The following is a 25,935-nucleotide window of genomic DNA, read 5'->3' on the forward strand; positions in this document are numbered from 1 at the left end:
CCGCCTATAATGCTCCGAATGTAACGTGTGTTCCAGCCGATTGGGGGGATCTATGGGCGAGTTGCGAAGCAGTGAGATCCACTGGGTTGTCCATCAATACCTGGGCGTCGAGGGCGGTTTTCTGGGCGATTTCTCGCATCGCACCCACCGGGAGTTCTACGCCGGATTCTGCGACCTAGACATTGACTTAGATAGGGTCGCTGGCAGCACCATTCGGGAGCGTTTCACTTCTGTCCTGACCGGCGCTAAGGCACACCAGCAAGCGGCCATCCTCCGGGGTGTCGCCCAGAAATACCCGCAAGGGACCGAGCATTTTCGGACCCCTCAGGCTTATCGCCAACTTTTGCAGATGGCTAAGCGCTGCGCCGATGGGCTTTCTGTTCGAGCCAGCAGCCCAGCCATCACCAGCGATGTCTTAAAGCGCGCGTTAGCAGATGCCGACACGCTCATCCAAAGCGCAGGACCGACTCACGCGGTGGATCGGATCCACATCGCACTTCATGCTTATCTGAAGGCGGTTTGCTATGCGAGAGACATCGAGCCTCCTCAGGGCGCCACAATCACCAACTTGTTCAAACTCCTTCGAACAGAGCATCCGGCCCTGAACGACTTAGGCAGCCAATCAGACGCCATGGGGCGGGTTCTCAATTGCCTAAGCAGTGTGATCGACTGCCTCAACCCTGCGCGCAACAACGCGAGCTTGGCCCATGCCAACGAAGCGTTGTTGGAAAAGGACGAAGCAATGCTGACAATCAACGCGGCAAGGACCGTTTTCCAGTATTTGGACAGCAAGTTTCGTTGAGGAACAACCTCGTTCGGGATTCGCTTGCATAGCCATAGGCTACCGTTGCAAGTGAGTTCAACGGCGTCTGCCATAGCGGTAAGCTAAGCGCTGATCAGCGTACTAACCGCTGACATGCAGATGTCCCTCCACCCATCACTCAAAGCGCTGGCACCCGAGTGCAGGGCCTGGGTTGAACGCGCTCAAACCTCGGGCGACATTGATCGCTATACCAAGGCCGCCAAGGAGCACCTCAAAGCCACCGGCCCACTGAGCCCGAAGGTTGGCACGCAGCTCGGGCGGATCAGCCACTATTGGAGTGTAGCGGCGTGTGATGCCTACTTCCGCTCTGACCTAGCTGAGCTTGCCCAGTTCTTTTGCTGGACCGTCGAAAGCCGCTCCCTGCTCCTGCGCTGGGACAGTGTGCACAGCCAGATGCATCCTGAGCTTGGCAACTGGCCACAAGAGTATCCGGACAGCTTGCGCGCCGCAGGCCCTACCGTTCTGTCCGACTGGGAGACGGGCAAGATCTGCGTGCAACGCTTCTTGGAGATGGCTGAAAAGGATGAGCAGCTCACGCATCGCCTTCAATCACCAGGCACGTCCTGAAAAAGAACCGATGAACCTAGCGCAGAACACACGCCGTGATGAGGGATACGCATCTGGGAAAGTTGTCCCGAGTTACGCCCTTTCAAACATCTTCGTGAAGCCAAAAATTATATTTAAAATCAACAGGTTGGTTTCAACTTGGCGGAGAGAGTGGGATCGGATCACCTCCTACTTAACCCATTCAATCCGTTGCAGAAAGCGTGCTCGGCAGGTTTCCTGTCAATGTTTCCTCGATCATAGCCTTCGGCTTGGCCCGATTGCTAGCGCCCGCTTGCCTGTGAGGTAGATCGACGCTGGCACCGCTCCTCTGCGTAAACTGGACCGAAGCCAAATCACCACCGAGTCAAGGATGAGCCGTCCCTATCTTTCCAGCTCCATCGATCAGCTCGAGGAACTGTTTTCCACTTCCCAGAATGCCTCCCCGGTATTGCTCGCCATTGCGACCGAACTAGGGTTTAGAAGAACTGCACGGGCAAAAGAGTTGGAGGTCGAGGTGATGCAGACCTTGGCTCGCTTGAGTCCGGAAGCTGAGCAAGAACGTCCTGAACCCCCATCGCAGGCCGAAGGTGCCACCGGAGATGGGGACAGGCTCTGGTCTCCACCCGTGGCTCCGCCTGACTCGGCACACCGCCCAAAAATTTATGCCAATCGCCCCAAGGATGTGCTTGCTTCGTGGTCTGCACTGGAGGTGCTGTCACCGCAGACGTATGACCGCCCTACCGACCTGGCGAAGGGGGACCGAGCCATTGTTTCTATCAGCGATGGCCGCCTGCCTTGGGACAGAGGGCCTGCGAGCTCGCGCCCCAGGCAGAAGATTTATTTCCACATCGTTTTGGCAACCATTCCTGCCGCGCCCGCTTTCGCTGCATTGATAGACCGCTTCAAAGACTCCCGTCTTGAACGCCCGAGCGTTAAAGGTGACGTTGTTCTTGCCTCGTTGCTTGTGGACAAGGAAGGAATCCTTGCTGGAGAGGCACCCGTCTCGCTGTCCGCGTTCGGATGGGGCTTGCCTGTCGCCCTGGGAGGGTCGCTCAAGGATCTGGCTGCCTGGACCCAACAAGAACCGCGGCTGATCGAAGGCCTCACCAAGCAGTTGGGCGTTTCATCAACAGAGACCCCAGTTCCACTGACGTGGGAAGCGCTACAACGCGCTTCTTCCTGGCTGGTAGACACCCTTGGGTTATCCGGACACCAAGTAAGCGGCCCGACATTCGCTGTTGCCCATTACCTCTACTACACGTTGCGGATTGTTCCAGATCCGCTTCTTCTCAATAGCTTTTACCTGCGCGACTTGGCCAAGGCACGAGAGATCGCCAACAAAGGCGAACTCCCCAAAGCGTTGTCTCTCTATCTGGGCAGCCAGAAGCCAGCAGCACGACGGGACTTATTGAAAGACGATGCCGCCCTGGAAGCTTCGTTGGCTCCAGCCGATGTGCCACTGGGTCGATGGCCCACCCCTGCATCGCATACCCCTGCCCTGTTACAGCAGGCTGCTGTCAACTCGGCGGGGCGTTTGTCCGGAGGCCCCGGGATTTTAGGCGTCAATGGCCCACCTGGGACGGGAAAAAGCACCCTGCTGCGGGACATTGTGGCGGATTTACTGACTCGCCGAGCCACAGCCATGTGCGCGTTCACCGACCCGACCCAAGCTTTTAAAGTCGGTTGGACAAAGAGGACCAAGGGAGAGACCCAGGAGCTTCACGCGCTGGATGCCAGCTTGCGGGGATTCGAGATGATCGTTGCCAGCTCGAACAACAAGGCAGTCGAGAACGTCAGTGCAGAAATGCCATCGCTGCAAGCGATTCCCGGCGACTCCCCCCTGCGCTATTTCGCGCCGTTGGCTTCTGATCTATTGGACCGAGAGGCATGGGGGTTGATGACAGCGGTCCTCGGCAATGCATCCAATCGGTCTGCGTTCCGAAAGAAATTTTGGGGAGACTCGCCACGCTCCCTTGAACGCTACCTCAAACAGGTCAGCGGCATCGCACCGCGTGAAGAGGGGTCTCCCGAGAGCCTGGCCGAACTTTGCGGTGCGCCATCTACTCCAAAGGAAGCCCAAGACCGCTGGGAGCGTGCTCGAAAGCATTTCAAGCAACTCTCCAGTGCGTGCTCCACGCGGTTGTCTCAGCTGGAAAGCTTGCGAGGCGCCTTGATCCAACTACCCAAGCTGCGGGAAGACGAGAAGGAAAAACGCCAACAACATCTGGAGGCATCCAGTCATGCCAACCAGGCACAGTCGCTGCTTGCTGCCTTGGTTCGAGATACACAGACCGCAACTTTGGCGCTACAGCAGTGTGAGACCGCGCTGTCCCATCATGCGCAAAAGCGACCTAGTTTTTTCAGTCTAAGGCGTCTTTTTGGTGCCCAGTCCGCCAAATCTTGGGAGGTCACGCATGGGCCTCTCAAACATCAGGCTGACATCGCAAAGACGGCGAAAGGCGTCGCTGTAGAAGCCCAATCCAAGGCAGATGGTTTGGCGCGGGCAGCTGGGCAGCAAGCAGTGATTGCTTCACAGGAACTCGAAAAGGCCCGTAAGAAACGCGAAGCGACGGAGCAGCAGTGCCACGAGGTGCAGATCGGCGCTGGAGCTCACGTGCTGGACGAGCATTTCCTTTCACTGCCGCACGAGCAGAAGCAGCTGGCCGTGCCCTGGCTGGACAGTGAGCTACAGAAGCTTCGAATGGAGGTCTTCGAAGCAGCAATGGAAGTGCATCGGGCCTTCATCGACGCAGCAGCTAAGCCCCTTCTCCATAACATCAACGCCTTGGTCGGAGGAAACTTCAACATTGCACCAGACCGACAGCACTTGAGCGGACATCTATGGAGCAGCTTGTTCCTGGTCGTGCCGGTCATTTCAACAACGTTTGCTTCCGTCGAGCGAATGTTGGGACGTCTTCCCCAGGAGACCTTTGGCTGGCTGCTGGTGGATGAAGCAGGGCAAGCGACGCCGCAAGCAGTCGTAGGTGCCCTGCTTCGATGTCAGCGAGCAGTGGTCGTGGGCGATCCGCAGCAAGTTGAGCCAGTCGTTCCGCTGCCTGACGTGCTGACTGCTGCCGTCCTTCGCGAGTTTGATGCCGACCCTGACAAATTCGGAGCCCCAAATGCGTCGGCTCAAACCTTGGCCGACGAGGCTGGAGACTATTGCGCCACGTTCGATACGGCCGGTGGATTCCGGACGGTGGGATCTCCCCTGCTCGTCCACCGTCGGTGTGCGTCGCCGATGTTCGAGATTTCCAACACAATTGCTTATGGCGGGTTGATGGTCCAGGCAAAGCCTCCTAAGGGCTCGAGCATTCGAGATGTCTTGGGCAGCTCCCATTGGATAGATGTGCTTGGAAGTGCGCGGGACAAGTTCTCACCGGAGGAAGGCCAGCAGCTGTTGCTTTTTCTCAGGACGTTGAGAAACAACGCGGTTCTCCCTGATCTCTACATCGTCACGCCCTTTGTCGCCGTTCAAGATGGCCTTCGAGAGCTGGTGAAGCAGGACGGCGTCTTGCAAGGCTGGGTGGAAAATGCCTCCAAGTGGCCATCCGAGCGGATTGGCACCGTCCACACTGTCCAAGGAAGAGAGGCGGAGGCCGTCATCATCGTTCTAGGGGCCCCGGACCCTGGCCAAAATGGTGCCCGGCAATGGGCCGGCGCGACGCCGAACCTTCTCAATGTCGCCGTCACCCGAGCCAAGGAAGCCGTCTACGTGATTGGTAACCGCTCACTTTGGTCAGCCGCTGGGAAATTTAGTGCGCTGAATCTAAAGCTGCGTTGAGCAACGATAGGATGGTATTCGCAACGCTTTCAAGATCAGACAAACAAGGGGGAAGGTATGGGGAGACGGACAGGCTTGGAAGGATTCATCCGCGCAGCTGGACGAGCTGCGGCAAGCGCTGAGAGGGAACGCAAGCGGCAGGAGCGCATGCGTCAAACGCATTTTAGGCAATTGGAGCGCCATGCTCGCATGGCTGCGGCACAGCAAGTCCGCGATCAACGTGCGTTCGACCGTGAACAAAAAGAATCGGCTAAGCGAGCCAAAGCGGAATACCTCGATGACCGCCAGGGAGAGGTGGATGACCTCAACGCAGAGCTTGCCGACCGCATGGAGGACTTGCGTGGAATCCTTGCCCATACGCTGTCTCATAACGACACCATCGACTTTGCAAGCCTTCGGCATGTCGAGCCTTTTGAACGGTTCGAGACACCAAAGGATCTGCAACCTGCTCGCCCTCCCGAGATGCAGCCAGTTCCGCTCCCCACGGGCATCTATCGGTTCATTCCGGGCGCCTCTGGTCGTCATGCCGCAGCTGTAGCGAAAGCAACAGCGGCGCATAGGCTCGTGCTGAACGATTTTGAAGAAAAAGAAAGAGCCAAAAGCAATCGTGTTGCCGGACTGAAGGCCAAATACGAAAAGGAACGAGCAGTCTACGAAGCCGATGTCAAACGTCGCGACACCGAGATAGATGCTCTCCAATCGGCCTACATGGCGCACGATGCCGATGCGATCGTGGCCTACAACGAGATGGTTTTGACACGCTCAGAATATCCGTCCGAGGGCTTCCCCCAGGTCTTCAAACTTGCTTATGGGCAGGACTCGTCCGAGCTTGTCATCGAATACGAGTTACCAGAAATATCAACGATTCCTGCAGATGCTGAATACCGCTACGTCAAGACGAAGGATCTCATTGAATCCAAGGCCCGTAAGCCGGCGGAGATCAAAGCACTCTATCAGGACATCATTGCTTCAATTGCGCTTCGAACCCTGCACGAAGTTTTCGAGGCAGATCAAGCGAACGCTTTATCGCTGGTCACCTTCAACGGCATGATCGACACCCACGACCCCGCCAGCGGCCGCGAGTTGCGAGTTCCTGTGGTTTCAGTTCGCACAACAAAGGTAGCGTTTCTGGAACTCCGATTGGAACGTGTAGAGAAGATCCCGTGCCTCCGAAACTTAGGCGCCCAGGTCTCTAATCGTCCAGACGAGCTCCAGGCGATCAAACCCATCATCGACTTCGACATGGTGGACAAGCGCTTCATCGAGCAGGGGGATGTGCTCTCCTCGCTCGAATCGCGACCAAATCTGCTGGACCTGACTCCAGGAGAGTTTGAGGTGCTGGTGGCGAATCTGTTTTCGAAGATGGGCCTCGACACTAAGCTCACCCGCAGCTCTCGCGATGGAGGCGTGGATGCAGTGGCCTTCGATACCCGTCCGGTGCTCGGTGGGAAGGTGGTTATCCAAGCAAAACGGTATCGCGACACAGTGGGTATTAGTGCTGTTCGAGATCTCTATGGAACCATGCAAAACGAGGGAGCGAGCAAAGGCATCTTGGTGTGCACCAGTGGCTATGGGCCAGACGCCTTCAACTTCGTCAAAAACAAGCCTCTGGAACTCATAGACGGCGGTGGATTGCTCTATTTGCTACGTGAGCATACCGGTATGGATGCTCGGATTGCTTCCTAGGGACGCGCAAACATGAGCAACTCAAACCTCCCGCACGAATCTCGCGTGGCTGTATTGGTCGACTGCGACAACGTGCCGACCGACATCGTTGAGCACGCGTTACTCATGGTGGCGCAGTTCGGTCGGGTCGTGCTTCGCCGTGGGTATGGCAACCACAACACGCTCGCCAACAAGTGGCAGGAAGTTCTGGTCCGCCAGGCGTTCACTCCATGCCTTCAATACCAATACGCCTCCGGCAAGAACACCGCAGACATCGCTCTGGCACTAGACGCTTTGGAGGCACTGTTCGACAGCCGAGCCGACACGTTCTGCTTGGTCACCAGCGACTCCGACTTTTCCTACCTCTGCCGCAAGCTCCGGGAGCGTGGGGCAACGGTCTTCATCGTGGGCGAGCCCAAGACCCCGGATGCTTTGCGCAACGCCTGCGACCAGTTCTTCGAATGGGACCGGAAGGCCAAGGAAGCGGCAGCACCCGAAGTCCAGGGCAATGAACTTCCTGTCCTGAAATCGGAGGCGGCGAAAGAAGAAGCGCCCCGCGCTGAAGCCAAGCCGCTACCCAAGCGCCGCCCTCGGTTCTTGGTTGAAGCCGTCACCCTGCTGACGGGAGACACCTCTGAAGGCAAGGTTGGATTGGGAGCACTGGGCCAATACCTCAAACGCACTGACCCGTCTTTCTCACCCAACCTCTACGGCCACTCCGGTCTGCTCAACATGGTGAAAACCTACGACCTGCTGACCACGCAACGGGAGGAGACCGGCGGCTGGTCGGTCAGCATCGCGCACAAGCCAGAACCCGCCGATACGGCGTGATTACTCCCGTTGCCTCCAGCGGACCATGTGCTTCTACAAACGACAAATCGGGGACGCCGACCCAGTTGAAATCTTTCCTATTCGTCAAATGGCATAACTGCCATCGAATTTCTTCGCGTATTCAAATTTGTGAAATGCAGCCACAAGCGAGCTCTTGCGTAAGCACCGTTTCTTGGTTGGATGAGGGCTTACCCAACACAGGAGCACCCATGCACCACCAAACGCAAATCCAAGTCGCCAGTCGCTTGCTCGGCCACCTCCTCCAGCAACACACCACACGCCTTCCCCCGAACCAAGTCGAGGACATCCAATACGCGCTCGATTTGGCGGCAGAGTTGCTACGGCTCGGCGCGCCAGGGCCGGCCAGTCAAACCCAGGCGTCAGCCATGGCACCTTCTCAACCCATCCTCGTCAAACGAGCGGCCGTGGATCGCAGCGTCGTGCCGACCATGCCTACCTCCATTGAGGAGTGGCGAGAAGCGCGCAAGAAGAAGGACAAGGACAATGTCCCCCGCCCCAAGGAGCCCATTGGGATTGAACGCGCAGACTTGCGCCCTCGCCCTCGCGCCTGCCGCTAGGGCCCAGGGAAGAAAGCCCCGCATCTGCGGGGCTTTCGATATCCATCAGGGCCGCGGCCGTCGACGTGTTGGGTGCGGCACTGGCATCGGGGAGAGCTTGGGCACTGCTGGGGCAGCGTTGATCGGCGCAACAGAGCGAGGAACGGAGTCGAACTCTGGACTGGCAAGCATCGCCTCGCTCCACTGCTCCACCTGAGCGGCGCGGATCTCAATCTCGTTCTCGTAGTCGTTCCACCGCTGCTCGGAGACCGCTGCCCGGGCTGTCGCCAGTTCGGCTGTTCGTTTTTCCAGCACGGCTAACCGCCGTCCTCGTCGCTTTTCCCATTCTTGAGAGGACCACTCGCCATCGGGGCGAGGATGGTCGCCGTTGAACTGCTCCCATGCCTGCTCAGCTAGGTGGAAGAGCTTCTTCGCACGCCCCAAGGCGCTGGTTCGTTGGGCGAACTTCACCATGCTGCGCTTGAGGCGGCCCAGTCGTTCGACCAGCCCATCAAGTCCTCGGCGAAGGTCGGCGTTGTCGACAAACGTCGCCGTTTGCGCCGTCCAGTTCCGCAACAGTCGCTGAGTTGCCACCAACACCAAGTCGGACCGAGTCGAGAGGATCTCTGCCAGGTCACGAGCCGCTTCCATGACCAACTCTCCGATGGAGCGCATTGGTCGCGGTTCCATCTCTTCTGCAGACCAACCAAGCGCCTCGGACAGGCGCATGCCTCGAAGTCCGTGGATTTCCAATCCAGGCACAGAAGTTCGGAGGTCGTTCTTGGAGCCAGCCCGGCGTCGACGGTCGCGCTGCGCTTGGTCATGGCTATGACCATTGGAGCCTGGAACTGCCCTGCCCTCCTGGTCGGCTTGCGCGAGCAACCGTTCGAAGGCCTCTTCGTTTTCTCGAACGATGCGCGCGTTCTCGGCGCCCAGCTCTGTAAGCACGCCTCGGCGTTCGAGGGCGGACGCCGCTTTGCCCATGTGCTTGGTGGGTTGCCGGGACAGCACCATGGCTTCGGCCCAGTCGCCGCGAGCCAGGGCGTCTTCAGCCTGGACCTCCAGGCGGCGGTGGTCGACCCGAGCATCGATGCCGGCAGCGGCCAAGTGCTCGTTGATGGTGAATGCAATGGCTTGGCGGATCCACTCGATCTCGATCTTCCCCGACGCTCCGCCGTCCAGCTCCCTCGTTTTCTCGGCGAAGCCCTCGCTGGTCAGCCGACGCGTAGTGGCCAGCAGATGGACGTGATGGTTCAGCCCATCCCGTGAGCCCGGGGAGTGGATGCTGGCCTGCAAAGCGAAACCGTAGCGGGCGACCAGGGCTTGCCCAATGGCCACAGCGAGATCGGACCGTTGTTCGTCATTGAGCTCGTGCGGCAACGCCACCTCGAACTCGCGGGCCACGACCGAGTTTTTTCGGTTCTCCGCCGCCTCGGCCTTTTGCCAGAGCTCGGCCGGGACGAGCGCCCAGTCGGGCGCGTCCTGGGGAGCGAGACACTCGGATGTCACGACTCCACCTCGTCGGCGGTAGTCGTGGCGCTGGCCGGTGAGGTGATCGATAAGAAGCAGTCCAGCCCGATAAGCGGCTGCGGCCACAGCAGAGTCGCCGCGGGAACGACTAAAAACTTTGACGCGAGAGTGGTAGATGGCCATGCAGAGCTCCGGATGAGGTTGCTCTCTTTATGCCGTGGCTTTTGATTTGCGCAAGCGCGGAGCGCTTGGGGTCCAAGGGGCGGAGCCCTTTGCGCGCGCAATGTGAAACATTGCATAAGTGCGCTCTTGCTTCTTTCTTTTAAGCCTTGTTTTTCAGATCTTTTCAGTTTCGGCGACACGAAAAATTCGGAGCCGCTGGAAACTTGACGGGACGCTTTTCCCTGGTTCACTCAAGGCAAGACTACCGGAGCAACGCATGACCACCACGAATCACTATCACGACCAAATTCAACGTGCCACGGAACGACTGGCTCAACTTCAAGCGAAGGAGCTTTTAGTCAATCAGCGCCACGCAGTGAAAGCGAAGGAAATGAAGCGCCGCGAGGAAAGCAAACGACGCAAGCGGGTGGCAGAGATTGTTTTCCTTGCAGGGGCAGAAGCGCTAGAGGACAACGAGTTGTTAGGCGCGTTGCTGGCCCATATGGAAAACCGAAATGATCACGCAACTCGAAACCACGCCCGCTCGCTTGGAGGGCTGCGAATGGCGATCGCCAGCGCCGACGAAAGCCCAAGAACGCACTAACCTGGTTCTCAAAGCTCGCGTTTGCTTGCGGGGCGATAAGTTGCGGCCTTCCAAAAGTTGAGCTACAAAGTGACTGCCAGTGGGGGAATCCCTCCGGTGTTGTGCCCGCATGCCAAACGGCTCCGGGTGCCCGAGGTCCACCCAATGGGGGCACGGGAATCCTTTCGATTCCGGAGCTTCCCATGAGCAAGAAACGCCTCAAGACCCTTCGCATCCTTGCCTTCCATGCACAGCATGGCCGCTGCTTCTACTGCTGCCGTCCGATGTGGCTCTCCTCGCCAGACGAACTGGGCTTGCGCCCGCGCTCTGCGCGGCCGTTCCAATGCTCGGCGGAGCATCTGCTCGCAAAGCAAGATGGAGGAAGTGACACACGAGAGAACGTCGTTGCTGCGCACGTGGTGTGCAACCAAAGACGGCATAGGGTTACGCCGCCACCCTCGCCCGACGCTTACCTAGCGAGAGTGAGTCGAGAAATTGCAAAGAACAAATGGCATCCGCGCTCGTTGAATCTCAAAGCACGCGCTATGGTAGTCCATGCGCCGACGTCGCTATTATGACCGGGCATCCGCTCAAAACTAGTTCAGAAAATCAAACCTATTTTGATGTAATCACCAGTCGCTTGGTGCCATTTAGAAAAGGAAATCGCATGCGCATCACTCAAGCTTTCCGCCAATACGGCGTAGAGCTGCTCAATCCGCAGTTCACCTATTCGGCAATCTCAGAAGAGCCAAGGCAGGTGATAGTCAGCCTCTGGGAACATGACTTCTCGCCCGGAAGGTTGAGCTATGAGAGTGGAACGACTTACTGGAAAGGTGCCGGAAAGCACACGTTTCTAAAGCACCTACGACTGTCATTTGAGCAGAACATTCCTATCCGCGTCGTTGTGGCATCTTCCGATGACCCACGTGAGGTTGAGTTGGGAAACGCCACACGTTTGACAAACGATTTCGAACCCGACTTCACGTTGGTTGGACGGGTTGAGACGCTCGAAGCTGACGGATTTAAGCTAACCTTCAAGCATACCGGCCAGCTACCCATTGGCGAAGACGAACGTCGGCGAAAAGTCTCGGCGAAGTATTGGCATGTTACTGAAGCCGTGGCGGCGCTCCAAGAGCCCTCTTCTCTTGCTCAAATCAAACATTGGCTGAGCCAAAACTATGGCGAAGAAGACCACTCAGACTTGGGTGCCAATCTGTCTTTTCTGACGGTTAACGATGCCAATAGGCGGCATTTCGATAAATCAAGAAAGAACTGGCACTCTGACTCCGGGCATCCAAGAGACCGGCTGTTCCGCCACGGAAAACGTCGCAGCGTGACATATCAAGTCTTCAGGCCAGAAATTCATGGGCACTGGGATTTGCAGCGGAACGGGGAAGGCGACTGGGAAGCAGTGCAGCTTCCAGAGAGCGAAATCGTTTTGGCCGAGACCGAGGCCTTGGGCCATGCATTTGAACACCTACCGCCTCTTGACTCGGATTATGACGCGCGTGTGTGGGCCCTTACGGCAGTGGCCCAACGGCGGGGCCAATCCACTTTCAGGCATCAGCTACTTGAGGCCTACGAGCGACGCTGCGCCATCACTGGAAGCAACGCGATAGCAGTGTTAGAGGCTGCTCACATTTGCCCTTACAGAGGAGATCATACGAACCGGGTAGACAACGGACTGCTTCTACGCGCAGACATCCACACGCTGTTTGATCTTGGACTTATTTGGATCACCACAGAGCACCACATTGCAGTAGCTCCCTCTCTGATAGGAACCGACTACGAAGATTTAGACGGAAATTTTCTGCGTCTCCCTAGCGCGCACTCATTGCATCCTAATCCGGAGCACTTGGCTAACCATGCCCGGCTGGCTAAGGCAAAGAGCGGACTGCATGTGACTACCTAAGCTCCTCGGAGTCGCCACACCTTGTGGGCTATTGCAACTTCAAGGGTGTGGCTTTTCCTCTTCTGCGGTGCCCCCCTGATACCAGCAGGTGCCCCCCGCAGGTTTTGCCTAGTCTCAAACATGTTGAATCTTTAATTCATCATCGGATGGAAACCGCGCGAGCATTCCGTTTCTACATCGTAATTCTGGGCCCCTGTTCCTGCTGGGCTGTCTGCTGCTGGGTTTGTTCCAGCGCCTGTTGGCGCACCTGATCTTGCTTGATGACCTCAGCTTGCTGCAAGTTCTGCTGGGCAGGCTCCTGGGCGGCCTCGCGCCCGTCCACATGAGCATGGAAGAACGGTCCCTTGTCCCCGAAGGGAGCATAGATCGCAACGACGTTTTGAGCACCATTGTTCCCCAAGCCTCCGGTCACCCGGTCGACCCGTTGCAACAGCGAGTCTTCGGCTTGCTGCTTGTAGAGCGACGCCGACACGTTCCGGCTTTCCTCATCGTTCCAGTTGCCCGTGCCCCGCACCCAGGAATGGATCTGCTGGTAGGTGGAGTGGTCCGGGTGCGCGGGGTTGTCCGCCAGTAACGGACTAGCAGACTCCCTCTCCTGCGCCGGCTCTGCCTCGCGATTGTTGCTGCGCCCTGGCCCGGTCACCGACACCGCGCCCAGCGTCGGCACATGCGCCATAGCGGGCTGGCCTAGTTCGGCCTTGGCCTGGCGTAGCTCCTCAGCGGTTGTCAATGCGACCTGGTGGGCAACCCCGTCTTGGCCAACTTGGTAGTGGGCAATGGAACTGTCGTAGCCGTATTGCCCCTGCTCGTTCGGCTTCAGCTGCTGCATCGTCGGGCCGGCAAGGCCTTCGGTCTGCTTGGTGCGCTGGGTGGCCAGCTCCACCGCCTGAAGGTTGTTCTCCTGGGCATTGAGGTCAACGCCCGCAGCCCGGTATCGATGCAGGAGCTCGTTGTGCTCCATCTGCGCGGGCGTAGGCGCTGGCCGCGACTGGATGGCGGCCAAAGTCTCCTGTGCGCGCTCCAGCGAAGGCTGGCGCATCTGATTCGTCAGCTCCAGCTCCAACGCAAGGTTGCCAGTAGCCATACCCTCTTTGCCGGCCCACTGCCCGGCATCGTTTCGCTGGTAGAGCTGGCCGTTATGGCCCTGGACCTGGTCGGGCTTGGCCCGGGCGCTCTCCACGGCCTCAGGCACTGCAACTCCGTAGTCCTGCCCGCGCTGAGCGGCATGGTTTTCCAGGTAGGCCTGGGTGATAGCCTCGCGACCAGTGGAAATATTGTTCTCGATACGAGCCAGAGATTCCTGGTTTAAACGCTGCGCCTGCGCAGGGGTAGCGGCCTGAGGCTCGTAAACACCCTGGTCGCTTGCACCCGCCACGCCAGTCTTGACCTGGCGTTCCCAGGACTCGGTAGCCGGATTGCGCTGCCAGTTCTGGTTGTCCAGTCCCGTCTGGTCGCTAGGCTTGGCCGGGAGATTGAACGGATCCTGCGGCGGCGGTGCCTTGCCCAGCGCCAACTCGGCAGCTTTGGCATTCGCCACCGCACCCAGTTCCTGGGACTTGGCGTAGCTGGCCCCCACTGGGGCCTGACTAGGAGTGTCTCGTCCATCGGCCCCGCGCTCGAAAGCGCCTTGGCGCTGCCAATCCCGGCCGTTGAATTGCCAATCCACACCGGCCTTGTCGGTCTGGTGGTAGATGGCGCGGTTGTCCAGCAAATCGGCGCCTTTGTCGAAGGCCTTGCTCATCAAGACCGCATCGCCCACCACCAACGCCGCAGGCACGAAGCCGGTTCCGCCCAGTGCTGCGGCCGTGGATGCACCGCCGGCCCAGCCGCCTGCATTGCGAGCAATGGCGTGCTGAACCTCCGACTGCGCAGCCGTGGTGTTGCCCTGCTCCATCAGCGCAGCCGCCGTGCGTGCGGTCATGACCGCATCCGTGCCCGTGGTCAGAAGTCCGCCTGCACGCGTCAGGCCCCGAGCAGAGGCCTCGCCCATCAACAGCTGCATGGCGACATCACCGCGCTGCCCGCGAGGCACACGGAGGTTTTGTGCGGCTTCCTCTCCCAGGGTTTGCTCGACTACTAGGATGCCTCGCTCGGACATCACGATGCGCCCGTCGTGATGGGCGTTATTGATGGCAAGCGACAACCCGCTGCGCTGAAGCTCGATATTTCCACCTCGAACGATCGCGCTATTGCTGGTCTGAATCTGGTTGAGCGTAGTAACAATTCGAGACTCAGAGTGCACGACCGCTCCCCAGCCATGGTCCACTTGAGTGAACCCCTTCAGGTCATCGATCTGCTGGGCATGGCTCTGATAGTAGGCTGGGATATCACGAAAAAACTGGCGCACCCTCTGATTGGTTTGCGCCGGAAGCTCACCAACGGGCGTGTTGGTATTCAAGTCGTTGTTGATCAGCCCAACCTTAACGGTATCGCGCAGCTGTTCGACACGTTTTGCGACCCGGTCTATCGCGTCCGTGTCGCCGCTCAACGCCAGTCGGCCGTCTCGTGTCGACTGCAGCCGCTCTAATCGCTCAAGCATGCCGTTTTGGTATTCGGCTAACGGTCCGCCACTGTGTGGCGTAACACCGATAGCGTCCGCCAGCTGAGGACTGGCAGGGAGGAACAAGCGGTTTTCAGGCGCATGAATATGGAACTTACCCACCTCTTGCAACTTCGCCAACAGTTCGCTGTTTTTCAGCGTCTGCTGTTCGATGTTGTGATGGTCTTGAAAAAGCGTCCGATAGTTCGGCATGGCTCAGAATCCCTTCCTTGTGGCCTTGACGCGTGGATCAGCAGTTCACCGTGTCGTAGAACCAAAGACCATTGGACTCGTTCGAAGTGACGATGCCTGCAGCTTCGACAGCTTCTTTGAACGCTCTATCGCAGAAAACACCGCCATGGAAAGGCAGCCTAAATACGTGTGCCGAGCCAAGGACATCGCGCCTGAAGGCTAGTCGCACGTCGCCGGTGAGATCGTAGTATTTGCCCTCCTCGAAGTCGTCACTGATTTCGATGTTGAGCTGAGAGGTGCCCTCATCCAACGCATCTAGCGTGCGAACCACATCGCAAAGGAAGACGGTTGGCCCTGGCGATCCATCGGCGAGACGATAGTCGGCATCTGCAAAAACGAAGGCATTCGCGTCCACTGACTCCATGGCTTGGCGGAGCCGTTCGGAGACCAACCAGTAGCCACTGAAGCCGCCTTCCAGGTCCTGAGGAGGCACACCTTCACTGGGAACGTAGACCAAGCGCGGGGTCTCGCGCATCGGAGGGAATCCGCCGTCCTCTGGCTTCAAGATGAGGCGGGGCGGCGTTCGCAGGGCTTTTTCGTTCTCAAAAATTACTCCATGCCCCTTGCCGCCTCGGCGAGCATCGGGCCGCAATTGGAAGAACTCACCGGCCTTCGGTTCGTTGGTCGTCTTCGTTTCCATGCGTTCGGTCTCCTCCATGTGGGTGTTCATCCATTGCTCTGACCAGGAGTTTACCGCCCTAGGCTTCGCGATGGACAACCGAGCATGGGTTGTTTGCTACCGGGTGGACCGCCCTACAATCCGACAACTCTAGGCAAAGGATTGGGAAAAATGCGGAAATACGGACTTGTATCGCAGGAAGACGAGTGGGGTTGTGCGGCTGCCTGCGTGGCATCTCTCTTGGACATCCCGTATCAGCGGGCAAAGCGCTTACTGGAAAAGGAAAAGTCGAGCGGAATAGACGACCACCCGGAAGGCTTTGAGATCGACGAAATAGCCCATGCTCTTTACAAGAAAGATGTAAAGGTTGTTGCAGACTGGAATCCTCCCGCGAAGCTGCCCAGCGGCACGATTGTGTGCATCCACAGCCGCGTCAAATACAAGAGCTATCACTACCTACTCAAGGTCCCAGGCGGCTACATGGACCCCTGGTTCGACCTGAAAGATGGAGTCATGGAAGCGCAACTGCGCGCGGAACTACCCAAAGGGACCAAGCTTGTTGTGACCCTTATTCCGACAAAGAAATAAGGCTCTTGAGAGAAGATCCGTGGATTGGTAGATGTGAACGTCGGAGCGGCAGCACGGACTGCCGCTCTCGTCTGCTTCTAGGGACGGTTATGAAGGGGCGGGCTATGCCCACCCCCTTGCCGCCAGGCTGACGCTCTTCTGGCCACCGATGACCAAGTGGTCCAGCACTCGGATGTCCAGGAGGCCCAAGGCTTCCTGCAGGCGCTGGGTGACCTTGCGGTCCGCTTCGCTCGGCTCTGGATTGCCGCTCGGATGGTTGTGGAAGAGGATGACAGCCACCGCGTTGAGCTCAAGAGCGCGCTGTGCGACGACTCGGGGATGAATCTCGCAGCCGTCGACCGTGCCGAAGAAGAGATGTTCGGTTGCCAGGATGTGATGCTTGGTGTCGAGGAAGACGACCCCGAAGACTTCGTGACTCAGATGTGCGCAGCGGGCAACCAGGTAGTCGCCGGCTTGGTCGGGGCTGTGGATGCGGCCTTGGCGTTGAAGGCGCTGTTCCAAGATGGTCGCGGCGGCGAGCAAGATGCCCTCCTCGTCCATCTGGAGTTGGTATTGAGCCTTCAGGTCTTGGGTGCGCTTCATCGGTTCTTCTCCACCAGCGCGTTGTGCGCCTCGTGGGAACCGACAGGCGAAGCGTTCGGCCCTACCGCACCCGGGAGTGAGCGCCGCGGCAGCGGCGCGCAGCGGAGGGCCGCAACAGAGCGCCAGCGTCGAGAAGGAGGCCTGTCCTTGCGGTCGGGACAGCGAAGCTAAGGTCCCTTTCAGAGGCCCAGCGCTGGTGGAGGGCTAGTGATGCGCGACTGTCATGGCCGTGGTTGAAACACCAAGAGGACTGCCATGCTGCTCGCGTGCCATTGCCATCTGCTGCACTCGCCTTACCGCCCACTGCCGTATCCCGCCGCTTGCAATCCGCTGACAGCTGCCAGCGCCAGCAGCCTTGAGCGTTGGCCTACGAAAAGCACTCATGCTCAACGCATTTCGGGCGCAGTAGGCTGAGGCACGCATCTCAGCGAAATGCCGCCTAGCTGTGGGACACTCGATGCATCTTCGGACTGGCACCGAGACATGGGAAATGAACGACTGAAGGCCGCCCGGGACCCGTGGATGCGCGTGGAAACGTGGCACACCTTTCACCCGCTTGACGAGCAGCGCTTCCATCTAGCCCTAGCTGCCGCCTTCGAGGTGGTCGACCTGCCTGCTGAAGCATTGGAGTTTGAGACCGCGATGCTGGCGCTCACGCGCAAGCACCACGGTGACGTGATGCTCCATCACATTGACGCGATCGAGGCCTATGCGCAGCTCGCCGAGAACATCAGCTTTTATCTCCACAACACGCGAGCATGACCGCCGCCATGAAGCGTATCCGCCACTTGCGCAGCCTGGTGCTTGCAATGCTTTTGGTCGTCTCACTTGTCGGGTGCGCAGCGACTGGCCCCGTCACCAGCCCGCCCATCGAAGGCCCCGTGGGTCTGGGCGAGATTGCGGCGGTCGATGGGCCCAGGGTTCGTCCCGATAGCGTCATCGAAGACAGCCGCTGTCCGCCTGATGTTCAGTGCATCGTGGAGGGCCGGTTGATCGTTAGGGCAACCGTGATAGGGGGCGGCTGGTCTAAGCAGATCGACCTCACGTTGGGTATGCCGGTCCCTGTGGCCGATGGCATGTTGACGCTGGTAGACGCCACACCCGTGCCCCTCAGTGGGGAGGCCGTCCCAGCATCTGCCGCTCGTTTCACGTTCAAGTTTCAGGGCGGCCGGTAGCCAAGGGTGTTCAACACGCAGCGCCTTGGCCATTTGCGCTTTTAGCTTGGTTCGTCAGTGCTGGTGAGCCCGTGCCAGGACAAAATTTCCTCGGCCCGACGGCCAACGAATTGGGCGTCCTCGCTCGTCGCTGCCTTGCTCTCGATGGCGGCGGCCATGACTGTAAAAGCTCGCCGAAAGTGGCGGCGATCAGGACTCGACGCCCGCAATGTCGGCACGGCTGCATCCAGGCGTTCGAGGTGAAGGCGTAGCTCGGCTCGGTCCATGAGCTAAGTATCGGCAGTGCGGTCGCATCACCTGAGACGCGCCCTCACCCTGATACGGCAGAAGCGCCACGATCGTGCGCTGACAGCGTGCGGGCTAACTAGATGCCTCGCACCTACCGGCGCCTGGCTTTAATCGGAGGTAGCACGTAGGGCGGCTATGCCTCCAACCTACTTGGGCGCAGCCAACGATCGAACTCCTTGTGGGTTGCCGGCACGACGCTGCTCAAGCGTCGCGCGGGGTGAGCGACCATCGGTCCCGCGTCCGGCAGCATCAGATTGCTCCTGTGGCATTGCTGAAACCATAGGTCTCACACCCCTTAGGCTGTCAGGAAGTTCTGAGCCGCGCGTCACTTGTCACCTACGCAATTGAAACCCGGCTTGGCCGAGGCCGAGCGACTCATTGTTCGGCCGGGTCTTCGTAGGCACCCCGATTCAAAGCCCGGTAGCGCCAGGGCACGACATCCTCCAAGAACGTGATTGCTGGCGCGGTCGTGTGCGTAGCGATACCTAGCGCGCATCAAGGCACACGTTCAAAAAGCAGCGTGTCGCGTTGACCCTTGACGAACATCGAAAGCGTCGCGCTGCCATCCGGACGAATCTGGATGGCGGCTTGGCCGTCGCTGAGCTGACGGCAATATCCGCGGTCATTAGCGCCGATCCATGCGGTCAACGCTCCATCGACGCGGCCGGCGTATCGCAACTCGACTTGACAATCCCTAGGAGCGCCATAGCGCAGGCGGCCAAGCACATCCCCAGGCCGGACGCTGGTCGCAACAATCTCTAACTGTGCGGCGATAAGGCCAGCACCTCGCCAGCGACCCGCTTCAGCCAACCCTTCCCTTTTCTGGTCCAGGGTGACGACCAGAGGCTGCTCATGCCCCAGCAGTGTGAGCTCTATGCTCTCTGCTGTCTCATCCAACACCCGAAGCTGAGCCTGTCTACCGGTCTGCGCATCACAAAACTTGCCACCATTGCGCGACAGCATTGCGTAACCATCGTTCTGCGCCCGCAACTCAAGAGCGCAGTTGAAGGGAGGCCCAAACTGCAAGTCCGCGACCTGGGGGCCGCTGGCACCTGTAGCGCGCTCGCTCAAGCGGACATAAACCGGCCCCCCTGCCCCGCTAGCGGGCAGGATTCCGCGCCAATCACCGGCTGGAATGCCATCAGCCGGAGCTGCCTGAGCGATAGGTGGCGTTATACAAATCGCCAGGACTAAAGCAACGCGAAAGATGTGATTCAGACATTTACCTTCATTAGACATTGGCGCCTCTTACCGAATTAGACAGCATGGAATTACCAATTACGCCGTTTCTCACACGCTGCCGTTGGCAGCCATGAGGCACGTATATGATGACCATGAATCGCCTTTGGGACCGAGACCTTTAGCAGAAATTTCAAAGCCAGTTCCCGGCACGGCATGCCGTTACTCAGCAATACCAGTGCAGACCGCCGGTGGCCGGGTTGGCACTCTTGTTGAGCTAGATGCAGCACTCGCTACTGACGAACAGCGAGCGGTCGGCTCGGAGGTAGTCCAATACCACGCCCTCGAAGTGATCCATGTTAGTCAATTTCCTTAATCACCCTCAGTATCTCAAAATAATACTAACAAAAATTTCCTGTAATTTAAGAATGGTACATATTACAAGCTAACAAACCAGGACCTCTGCCTCGCCCATAAAAATTAAACAGTATCCCAATGACTATGCAGCCGTGAGCACTTAGCGCCTCGAATCCCTTGCCAGGCATAGGTCTTACCTGAAGAACTAGATCGGATCTTCAGGCCAAGGAAAGACTCTACTTAGCCGCCTCCAGAGTTTGCATGAGGAAATAAAAAGCCGTTCAATTTCGATTGACGTTTGGGCGGATCGTTGTATCCGTACTTCCATTGTAAACAATGGAAGCAACGCAATGACTCATCCGCTTAACGACATCATCAGCAGTTACATCGACACACCAAACGGCGGCCTTGTTTTGGAAGGGATCAAGATTGGCCGAGTAACGTTTGAAAAGATCACAATCACCAACCGTGAGGGCGCGTTCAATGCCCAGGACCTTATCAATACGGTGTTGAGCAAGACTGCCCGCATCCGGAGTGGCAAGCATGGCACGCGATACGCCGAGCTGCTTCCGCCAGGTAGCCCTGCACGCCTCCTGTCTATCGAGATCGAAGACTTCTCGAGGCACCAAAGCCGATGCTACTTGAAGTCCAGCACTATTAATGACTACGCCCGTACTCTGAAGCTACTCCTCCTGGCGATCGGGGATATTCCTGTATCGCGAATCGACCACACGCATGTTGACCGCCTATGGGATCTCCTCCGCTGGGCGCCGCCCCGATTTCTCCAAGACCCCAAGTTATGCGCCCTGACTGTGGACGAAGTGATTGCACTGGGCCAAGCCAACGGCACCCAAGGGGTGTCCCACGCCACGCTGCACAAGCACAACCTCTGTTTATCCGCCTTCTTCAGACGATTAGTGGCAACCCGCGCCATTCCTGGCAATCCAATGATCGCGATGGGGAAGATCAAAAAAGACCTGATTACAGACCCGGAACGTGGCGAGAAGGCAGACCGATTCCTGGAAGAAGATGAACTCCAAAGGATCTTCGACCCCGGCGCGTTCGTTGCTTGGGCAAAGAAATGGCCCCATCGCTGGTGGTGCCCCATCTTGGCGCTTTACACCGGCGCGCGCGTTAACGAGCTCGCACAACTCAAGCTACACGATGTCGTCCTCGAGCGAGGCATCTGGTGCATTGCCATCCAGCTCACGGCTGACGAGGACTTGGCAGGCAACGAGCACTTCAAAACTCGACAGACGGTAAAAGGAGAGTCTGCACTCCGGCGAATTCCCATACACCAGGCGGTGCTTGATGCTGGCTTCCTGGAATTCATCGAGGATATCAAGGCATGCGGCCACGCCCGGCTGTTCCCCAACCTATCTTCAGGCATTTGTAACGCGTCAGGTGAAACCAGTGCGCGCTATAGCCAAGGCCTGGTCATCCAGTTCAGCGCCTACCTCAAGAAACTAGGCTTTGGCAAAGGGCTTGGTTTCCATGCCTTTCGCCACACGCTTTCCACCAAGCTCAAGCATGCCCGGGTTCCGCAGGAGGACGTGGCTACGATCACAGGTCATTCGGAAGACAAGCGCTTTACGGTGCTTGAAGGCTACCAGACGACCCCGAACCCTGAAGAACGGCCACGGCAATTTGAGGCTCTGGGGCGCTTTTTGCCCCCGGTGGTGCTGCCGCGATATAAGCGTGGGCAGTTCAAGAAGCAGCTGGGCAAGGATGCGAAGTTCTACCCGTAATAGAGCCGATACATACGGCCGCTCAGGCGGACAACTTGGCCGCCCCTACAGATCAGGTAGCGCATAAAAACACCGATATCGACACCAACAGCGCGCCTAGAATGCGGTGCTGCTCCCTACAGAGAGCAGCACCGAAGTAGGAAGAAAATGCGCGCGAAGACCTAAAAGCATGCTGCGCTCACCTGATCACTGCTCATATTGGAGATTAAAGCTTCCATCATTGGTCGCCGAGTAGTGAATCACTCCGTTTGTCTGTGTCAGGAATACGGGCAACGTGCTTGGCCCTAGAAGACCTCCGCTGCATTCTATGGAGTGACTTGGGGCCACAATCCTAAGTCCGTAGTTCAAATAATTTTGGATGCTTTCGCAACGCGGATGCTTGTAACGCTTCCCCGAACTAAAAATAACCGCTTGCGGTGACGTCTTTTGTGCCCAGCTCGCTGAGTTGCTGCCTGCGGAGATTGCCCCATGGTGAGCCCCGGTCACTACCTGGCTGTATAGAGGCCAGCCAGCGCTGAGGTTCGCGATCAGCCCTTCGGTCACTTGAGTCATGTCCCCCGTAAACAAGGTTTGGAACAGGCCGTATTTCATAGAGATGACCATACTGGCGTTGTTGGACGGTGTGCCAGGGGTGCCGCTTGCGTTCATTGCAAGGATCCTTCCTTCGACATCTATGGCATTGCCACCCCAGCCGTTATTCCCCTGACAGCTAAGATCCTCCTCTACACCGATCCCCGTCGCGTAGGGCACATTTGCGTATCTAAGCTGTGCACCAACCTTCTGCTGATCCTTGACCCACTGGCCGAAATTTCCGACGGTGTAGTCGTTTGGGTTCAACGCCAAGTAGACCGCAGAAACCGGAACGTTTTTCAGGACTTCACTGATGTAATTGTAGTGGTCTTGATCAGGATGACTCACGGTGACCACAACTTTGGTTGTCCCATCGATCATCTCGTTGACCACTCGACTCACTTGATCAATCTGAAAGTTAGGGTTCCTGCCCGTGGGCAATGCGCCGCAATCCATCACCAATAGCTTTCTAAACCCTGCAGCGTCCCGGCGAGGACAGGTGACGATTTGGCAATTGCCGGCGCCCACAGGCAACGTCCATACATGCAGACGACCATCGGGGATAACGGTCTGCAATGGTTCGGTCGTTAGTTCTTTGGTTGTCACTTCAAAGGTGGGCGAATTGCTTGGTGCGGGCGGAGGCGGAGCCGAAGGGTCGGGCCTGGGGAGTTGCGTGCTGCAGGCGGACAGGAGAAAAAACGCGGCCGAAAACAGCCCGCGACCGACATAGCCGATGCGTGTCATGGGACATCCCTCAAGAAGTTGGACGGGCCGAATGGCCGTCAGAGGGGATTACGCAAACGCCATGCCAACGATGCATGTGAGGCGACCAAGCACCTCACACCTACCTCAAGCGCGTTCCAGACCGCGTGCACGCACGAACCGGCGCAGGGCCTCACGTGGGGTGCGCAACACAATAGCCCATCGTGTTGGGTCCCCTGGTGCACGCTCTATCGTTGCTTCAATTTCTTCCAGTGGAATGTTCTCGACCCTCCTTACCGCCTTCATAGCGTCCAGCACCACGTAGAGCGATGGGCGAGAGATGCCAAGCTGCTGCGCGGCTTGTTGCACGCGCCATTCGTTCGCGTCGAGTGCGGCCAGCACCTCCATTTCGCTGAGTCCCACCGGCGAACGAAAGCGAGGATGATCCCGAGCTCCAGAGACGGACGAAGGCGAAGCAGTTTCTTCCGTAGCCACCGCTTCACGGCTCTCGGGTGCTGGCAAGACATCGCTCGGCGATGGCCAGTGCCCTGATTGCGCTGACAGAGATAAGCGACGAATCACGTGGCCCAACTGGCGCACGTTCCCCGGCCAATCGTGCACGCACAACGCGTGGACCAGCGTCGCAGGCATAGGCGGCAAGCCCTCTTTCATTCGCTGATTGCTGTTGAGGAAATGCAGGATCAAAACACCGATGTCTTCCCTGCGCTCGCGCAGCGGAGGCATGGACACAACGAAGGCCTCCAGACGCCTCAGTAGAGGCTGGTTGAACCCTTCGGTTGAGAGATCGCGATCAGTTGCTGCAATCAGCCTCACGTTCGAGTGAAGCGCCTTGGCACCTCCTAGTGGCCTGTATTCCCCGGTCTCCAGCGCGCGCAGCAGCATCGGTTGAACGGGTGCGGGCGTATCGCCAATCTCGTCCAAGAAAAGCGTCCCATTGTTCGCTTCGGCGAAATAGCCCTCGCGTGCCTGGTGCGCACCGGTATAGGCGCCCTTTGCCGCCCCAAAAAGGTCAGCGGCCGCCAACGATTCGCCCAGCGTCGCCATGTTTACGCTCACCAACGCGCATTGGGAGCGTGCGCTGGCCGAATGGACCGCTTGCGCCACGAGTTCCTTGCCAGTTCCCGTTTCGCCCAGCACCAACACAGGCAAATCCGTGCGCGCGACCTGAGCGATTTCGTCTCGCACTTTAGCAATGGCAGGCCCTACTCCAACCAGTGGGTTTTGCCCTTGCAGCGAGGGCATCAGACCGATGTAGCCCAAGCAGAGCAGCACTTCCCCCAGGCGCAATACGACACCGCGTTTTAGCTCGATGTCAGATAGCTCAACTGCGACTTCTTCGCCCTGTTTGAGCGCCACGGCATCGACCGCGCAACGCATCCGGGTGGCAGGAAATAGCACCGCTATCCCACTGCCATCGCGCTCGACCACCTGCACTGGTTGCCTTGACACGGCTTGGTCTTCTAATCCCTCACCTACATCGCTGCCAGCGCGATAGAAGTCAGGGGCATGACGAGAGATTTCCCAAACGCTTTGAGAAAACCGAAGCAAGGCCTGCTCACCAATCCGGGCATGACGTGGGTGCCATAAGACCGTGGCACCCAGCATGGGCTTCATGTTTGAAACGAGCTCTTCCACAGGCGATGACAACGTCGCCTCACGATCTGCCTTCCCTGCTCGCATCGACTATTTCCTCGTGATCGATTGCCGATTTTATTCCGCTCCCCCGTCACTACGTGATGGCTGACATGTCAGACGTGTCAGTTGACGTGTCAGCGACCGAGGACCTGGCGCTTGCTATCAAAGAACACAACAAATTCTGGGATTTCTGAGTTGGCACGGTTCTTGAGTTAACCCTCTCGGGGACGGATTCCACCGCCTCATAACGCATCACTCTTAGGAGCTCTACGCATGTCCAAGATTACCCTGATCAACCAGACCGACGAGACCGTTCGCCTCGCGCTGTTTCAGAAGCCGGTCAAGAACCCCACCCTGGCAACCATCGCCTGGCAAATCGTTGCACCGCCGCCGGGTGGCACCTCTTCTGTCGAAATCCCGTCCGACTTCAGCGTGCAGGCAAGCTACTCCAACGATCCGACCAACCCGAGCAATCTGGATACGTCGACCAAGCCGGTGAGCTTCTCGGAGACCTCGGCTTCGTTCTCGATCGACGGCCTGGTCTCGCAGGACCGTCGCGCGAATGGCGCGGTGATCAACCAGACCTTCACTGATTTGGTCCTCAACGAAGTTCGTGTCGTCAACAACTTCAGCATCGGCGCTGAAACCACGATCTACCGCGGTGGCGACGCGATCTATGAAGCGCAGGTGATCTGGCCGGGTGGCCTGTTCCTGGAGGACGTCCGCACCAGCATGTATGTGGCCGTCATCTCGCAGTTCACCTACAAGGGCCAGCGCCTGGTGCAGGAAGAACTGAGCTTGACCGAGACCGAAGTCCTGGAAGGCGGCTCGCTCATCGTGACCGGCTCGATGTGGACCGGCTATTCGCTCACGGCTGCCTAAGCCAACCCTGCGGGACGGAATCCCCTCCGTCCCGCTTTTTTTATTTGAGGAAGAAAGACATGACACATCTGGAATTTCCTGGTGCTTCCGAAACCAGCGAGAACCCCGGCCGGGACCTGCCAACTAATGTATGGAGCCCAAGTAATGTCACAAGTATCCAAATCTACTGGCAGCTCGTGGGTGAAGGCTACGAAGTCGCTGTCCAACTGATCGATGCAGCGTTGCTCGAGCAAGGTGACTCGGGGATCATCGTCTGGGCGCTTGTCGATGTCACTCATCAAGCCTTGCCCTTCTCCTTGTATGACGAAGAAACCGGGCAAGAACTGATACTTGGCGGGAGAATCGAGTGGGTGGAAGTTACGAGTTTAAGTGGGGGAGTGACCAACAAAGTTCCCCCTCAGCTCTGGATCAAAGATGCCAGCTATCCGGGCGGCGGAAGCACCATCGCAGCACGTATTGCGTGAG

At 58.2% G+C, this 25,935-nt stretch carries 22 protein-coding genes; 14 read left to right on the top strand and 8 right to left on the bottom strand.

Annotated elements, in window-relative coordinates:
• The first annotated feature begins 52 nt into the window (after positions 1-52).
• From ASF90_RS00580 to ASF90_RS24465, 6 genes are all read left to right on the top strand, one after another.
• Positions 53-802 carry an abortive infection family protein gene (locus ASF90_RS00580; RefSeq protein WP_055844480.1) on the top strand — a complete coding sequence of 250 codons (750 nt, stop codon included), beginning with the start codon at positions 53-55 and terminating at the stop codon, positions 800-802.
• Positions 803-916: 114 nt separating this feature from the next.
• The gene (locus ASF90_RS00585; RefSeq protein WP_236699173.1) at positions 917-1,390 is read left to right on the top strand and encodes a hypothetical protein; all 474 of its coding nucleotides are present in this window, start codon (positions 917-919) and stop codon (positions 1,388-1,390) included.
• A gap of 349 nt (positions 1,391-1,739) precedes the next feature.
• On the top strand, positions 1,740-5,153 hold the full coding sequence (locus tag ASF90_RS00590; RefSeq protein WP_236699174.1) for an AAA domain-containing protein: 3,414 nt from the start codon (positions 1,740-1,742) through the stop codon (positions 5,151-5,153).
• A 75-nt stretch (positions 5,154-5,228) separates the two neighbouring features.
• Positions 5,229-6,839 (top strand): restriction endonuclease, encoded by a 1,611-nt coding sequence (locus tag ASF90_RS00595; RefSeq protein WP_201782810.1) that lies wholly within the window; start codon positions 5,229-5,231, stop codon positions 6,837-6,839.
• 12 nt (positions 6,840-6,851) lie between these two features.
• Entirely contained in the window at positions 6,852-7,649 is a 798-nt protein-coding gene (locus ASF90_RS00600) for an NYN domain-containing protein (protein ID WP_055828817.1), read from the top strand.
• A 209-nt stretch (positions 7,650-7,858) separates the two neighbouring features.
• The gene (locus ASF90_RS24465; protein ID WP_055844487.1) at positions 7,859-8,227 is read left to right on the top strand and encodes a hypothetical protein; all 369 of its coding nucleotides are present in this window, start codon (positions 7,859-7,861) and stop codon (positions 8,225-8,227) included.
• A 45-nt stretch (positions 8,228-8,272) separates the two neighbouring features.
• On the opposite strand, the gene ASF90_RS00610 is transcribed toward ASF90_RS24465, so the two are convergent.
• The gene (locus tag ASF90_RS00610) at positions 8,273-9,859 is read right to left on the bottom strand and encodes a MobA/MobL family protein (RefSeq protein ID WP_055844490.1); all 1,587 of its coding nucleotides are present in this window, start codon (positions 9,857-9,859) and stop codon (positions 8,273-8,275) included.
• A 256-nt stretch (positions 9,860-10,115) separates the two neighbouring features.
• On the opposite strand from ASF90_RS00610, the gene ASF90_RS00615 reads away from it, so the two are divergent.
• Positions 10,116-10,442 (top strand): conjugal transfer protein TraD, encoded by a 327-nt coding sequence (locus ASF90_RS00615; RefSeq protein WP_055844493.1) that lies wholly within the window; start codon positions 10,116-10,118, stop codon positions 10,440-10,442.
• A gap of 646 nt (positions 10,443-11,088) precedes the next feature.
• On the top strand, positions 11,089-12,333 hold the full coding sequence (locus ASF90_RS00620) for an HNH endonuclease (RefSeq protein WP_082473363.1): 1,245 nt from the start codon (positions 11,089-11,091) through the stop codon (positions 12,331-12,333).
• Positions 12,334-12,505: 172 nt separating this feature from the next.
• Here ASF90_RS00620 and ASF90_RS00625 read toward each other — a convergent pair whose 3' ends face one another.
• Positions 12,506-15,085 (bottom strand): XVIPCD domain-containing protein, encoded by a 2,580-nt coding sequence (locus tag ASF90_RS00625; RefSeq protein WP_055844494.1) that lies wholly within the window; start codon positions 15,083-15,085, stop codon positions 12,506-12,508.
• 37 nt (positions 15,086-15,122) lie between these two features.
• Positions 15,123-15,782 carry a DUF1629 domain-containing protein gene (locus ASF90_RS00630; RefSeq protein WP_055844497.1) on the bottom strand — a complete coding sequence of 220 codons (660 nt, stop codon included), beginning with the start codon at positions 15,780-15,782 and terminating at the stop codon, positions 15,123-15,125.
• A 132-nt stretch (positions 15,783-15,914) separates the two neighbouring features.
• Here ASF90_RS00630 and ASF90_RS00635 point away from each other — a divergent pair, with 132 nt between their 5' ends.
• A complete protein-coding gene (locus tag ASF90_RS00635) occupies positions 15,915-16,331 on the top strand; it encodes a hypothetical protein (protein WP_236699175.1) in 417 nt (138 codons plus the stop codon).
• A 102-nt stretch (positions 16,332-16,433) separates the two neighbouring features.
• Here the strand turns inward: ASF90_RS00635 and radC are convergent, their stop codons facing one another.
• A complete protein-coding gene (radC, locus tag ASF90_RS00640; protein WP_055844501.1) occupies positions 16,434-16,913 on the bottom strand; it encodes a DNA repair protein RadC in 480 nt (159 codons plus the stop codon).
• Between the two features lie 483 nt (positions 16,914-17,396).
• Between radC and ASF90_RS00645 the strand changes: the two genes are divergently transcribed.
• Both ASF90_RS00645 and ASF90_RS23750 read left to right on the top strand, forming a co-directional pair.
• Positions 17,397-17,675: a hypothetical protein gene (locus tag ASF90_RS00645; RefSeq protein WP_082473364.1), complete on the top strand. Its 279-nt coding sequence runs from the start codon at positions 17,397-17,399 to the stop codon at positions 17,673-17,675.
• Positions 17,672-18,088 carry a hypothetical protein gene (locus ASF90_RS23750; RefSeq protein ID WP_055844504.1) on the top strand — a complete coding sequence of 139 codons (417 nt, stop codon included), beginning with the start codon at positions 17,672-17,674 and terminating at the stop codon, positions 18,086-18,088. Before ASF90_RS00645 ends, ASF90_RS23750 begins: the two co-directional genes overlap by 4 nt.
• A 41-nt stretch (positions 18,089-18,129) precedes the next feature.
• Here the strand turns inward: ASF90_RS23750 and ASF90_RS24025 are convergent, their stop codons facing one another.
• Positions 18,130-18,354, bottom strand: a complete 225-nt coding sequence (locus ASF90_RS24025; RefSeq protein ID WP_055844507.1) for a hypothetical protein — start codon at positions 18,352-18,354, stop codon at positions 18,130-18,132.
• A gap of 517 nt (positions 18,355-18,871) precedes the next feature.
• The gene (locus tag ASF90_RS00660) at positions 18,872-19,615 is read right to left on the bottom strand and encodes a hypothetical protein (protein WP_055844511.1); all 744 of its coding nucleotides are present in this window, start codon (positions 19,613-19,615) and stop codon (positions 18,872-18,874) included.
• Positions 19,616-20,262: 647 nt separating this feature from the next.
• Between ASF90_RS00660 and ASF90_RS00665 the strand changes: the two genes are divergently transcribed.
• Entirely contained in the window at positions 20,263-21,660 is a 1,398-nt protein-coding gene (locus tag ASF90_RS00665) for a site-specific integrase (protein WP_055844513.1), read from the top strand.
• 186 nt (positions 21,661-21,846) lie between these two features.
• Here the strand turns inward: ASF90_RS00665 and ASF90_RS00670 are convergent, their stop codons facing one another.
• Positions 21,847-22,974, bottom strand: a complete 1,128-nt coding sequence (locus ASF90_RS00670) for a hypothetical protein (RefSeq protein ID WP_155767648.1) — start codon at positions 22,972-22,974, stop codon at positions 21,847-21,849.
• 105 nt (positions 22,975-23,079) lie between these two features.
• On the bottom strand, positions 23,080-24,567 hold the full coding sequence (locus ASF90_RS00675; RefSeq protein WP_055844517.1) for a sigma 54-interacting transcriptional regulator: 1,488 nt from the start codon (positions 24,565-24,567) through the stop codon (positions 23,080-23,082).
• Positions 24,568-24,861: 294 nt separating this feature from the next.
• On the opposite strand from ASF90_RS00675, the gene ASF90_RS00680 reads away from it, so the two are divergent.
• Together ASF90_RS00680 and ASF90_RS00685 are read left to right on the top strand one after the other, a co-directional pair.
• On the top strand, positions 24,862-25,470 hold the full coding sequence (locus ASF90_RS00680; protein WP_055844520.1) for a hypothetical protein: 609 nt from the start codon (positions 24,862-24,864) through the stop codon (positions 25,468-25,470).
• A gap of 59 nt (positions 25,471-25,529) precedes the next feature.
• Positions 25,530-25,934, top strand: coding sequence for a hypothetical protein (locus ASF90_RS00685; RefSeq protein WP_156364935.1), 405 nt, complete (start codon positions 25,530-25,532; stop codon positions 25,932-25,934).
• The last annotated feature ends 1 nt before the right edge of the window (position 25,935 follow it).

This window comes from Xanthomonas sp. Leaf148 (genome assembly GCF_001423585.1).
Taxonomy (GTDB): domain Bacteria; phylum Pseudomonadota; class Gammaproteobacteria; order Xanthomonadales; family Xanthomonadaceae; genus Xanthomonas.

What these genes read in the sequence shown, in the direction of transcription:
- ASF90_RS00580 (WP_055844480.1), top strand. Translation starts at nt 53, where the DNA reads ATGGGCGAGTTGCGAAGCAGTGAGATCCACTGGGTTGTCCATCAATAC.
- ASF90_RS00585 (WP_236699173.1), top strand. Translation starts at nt 917, where the DNA reads ATGCAGATGTCCCTCCACCCATCACTCAAAGCGCTGGCACCCGAGTGC.
- ASF90_RS00590 (WP_236699174.1), top strand. Translation starts at nt 1,740, where the DNA reads ATGAGCCGTCCCTATCTTTCCAGCTCCATCGATCAGCTCGAGGAACTG.
- ASF90_RS00600 (WP_055828817.1), top strand. Translation starts at nt 6,852, where the DNA reads ATGAGCAACTCAAACCTCCCGCACGAATCTCGCGTGGCTGTATTGGTC.
- ASF90_RS24465 (WP_055844487.1), top strand. Translation starts at nt 7,859, where the DNA reads ATGCACCACCAAACGCAAATCCAAGTCGCCAGTCGCTTGCTCGGCCAC.
- ASF90_RS00610 (WP_055844490.1), bottom strand. Translation starts at nt 9,859, where the DNA reads ATGGCCATCTACCACTCTCGCGTCAAAGTTTTTAGTCGTTCCCGCGGC.
- ASF90_RS00615 (WP_055844493.1), top strand. Translation starts at nt 10,116, where the DNA reads ATGACCACCACGAATCACTATCACGACCAAATTCAACGTGCCACGGAA.
- ASF90_RS00620 (WP_082473363.1), top strand. Translation starts at nt 11,089, where the DNA reads ATGCGCATCACTCAAGCTTTCCGCCAATACGGCGTAGAGCTGCTCAAT.
- ASF90_RS00625 (WP_055844494.1), bottom strand. Translation starts at nt 15,085, where the DNA reads ATGCCGAACTATCGGACGCTTTTTCAAGACCATCACAACATCGAACAG.
- ASF90_RS00630 (WP_055844497.1), bottom strand. Translation starts at nt 15,782, where the DNA reads ATGGAGGAGACCGAACGCATGGAAACGAAGACGACCAACGAACCGAAG.
- ASF90_RS00635 (WP_236699175.1), top strand. Translation starts at nt 15,915, where the DNA reads ATGCGGAAATACGGACTTGTATCGCAGGAAGACGAGTGGGGTTGTGCG.
- radC (WP_055844501.1), bottom strand. Translation starts at nt 16,913, where the DNA reads ATGAAGCGCACCCAAGACCTGAAGGCTCAATACCAACTCCAGATGGAC.
- ASF90_RS00645 (WP_082473364.1), top strand. Translation starts at nt 17,397, where the DNA reads ATGGGAAATGAACGACTGAAGGCCGCCCGGGACCCGTGGATGCGCGTG.
- ASF90_RS23750 (WP_055844504.1), top strand. Translation starts at nt 17,672, where the DNA reads ATGACCGCCGCCATGAAGCGTATCCGCCACTTGCGCAGCCTGGTGCTT.
- ASF90_RS24025 (WP_055844507.1), bottom strand. Translation starts at nt 18,354, where the DNA reads ATGGACCGAGCCGAGCTACGCCTTCACCTCGAACGCCTGGATGCAGCC.
- ASF90_RS00660 (WP_055844511.1), bottom strand. Translation starts at nt 19,615, where the DNA reads ATGTCTAATGAAGGTAAATGTCTGAATCACATCTTTCGCGTTGCTTTA.
- ASF90_RS00665 (WP_055844513.1), top strand. Translation starts at nt 20,263, where the DNA reads ATGACTCATCCGCTTAACGACATCATCAGCAGTTACATCGACACACCA.
- ASF90_RS00670 (WP_155767648.1), bottom strand. Translation starts at nt 22,974, where the DNA reads ATGACACGCATCGGCTATGTCGGTCGCGGGCTGTTTTCGGCCGCGTTT.
- ASF90_RS00675 (WP_055844517.1), bottom strand. Translation starts at nt 24,567, where the DNA reads ATGAAGCCCATGCTGGGTGCCACGGTCTTATGGCACCCACGTCATGCC.
- ASF90_RS00680 (WP_055844520.1), top strand. Translation starts at nt 24,862, where the DNA reads ATGTCCAAGATTACCCTGATCAACCAGACCGACGAGACCGTTCGCCTC.
- ASF90_RS00685 (WP_156364935.1), top strand. Translation starts at nt 25,530, where the DNA reads ATGACACATCTGGAATTTCCTGGTGCTTCCGAAACCAGCGAGAACCCC.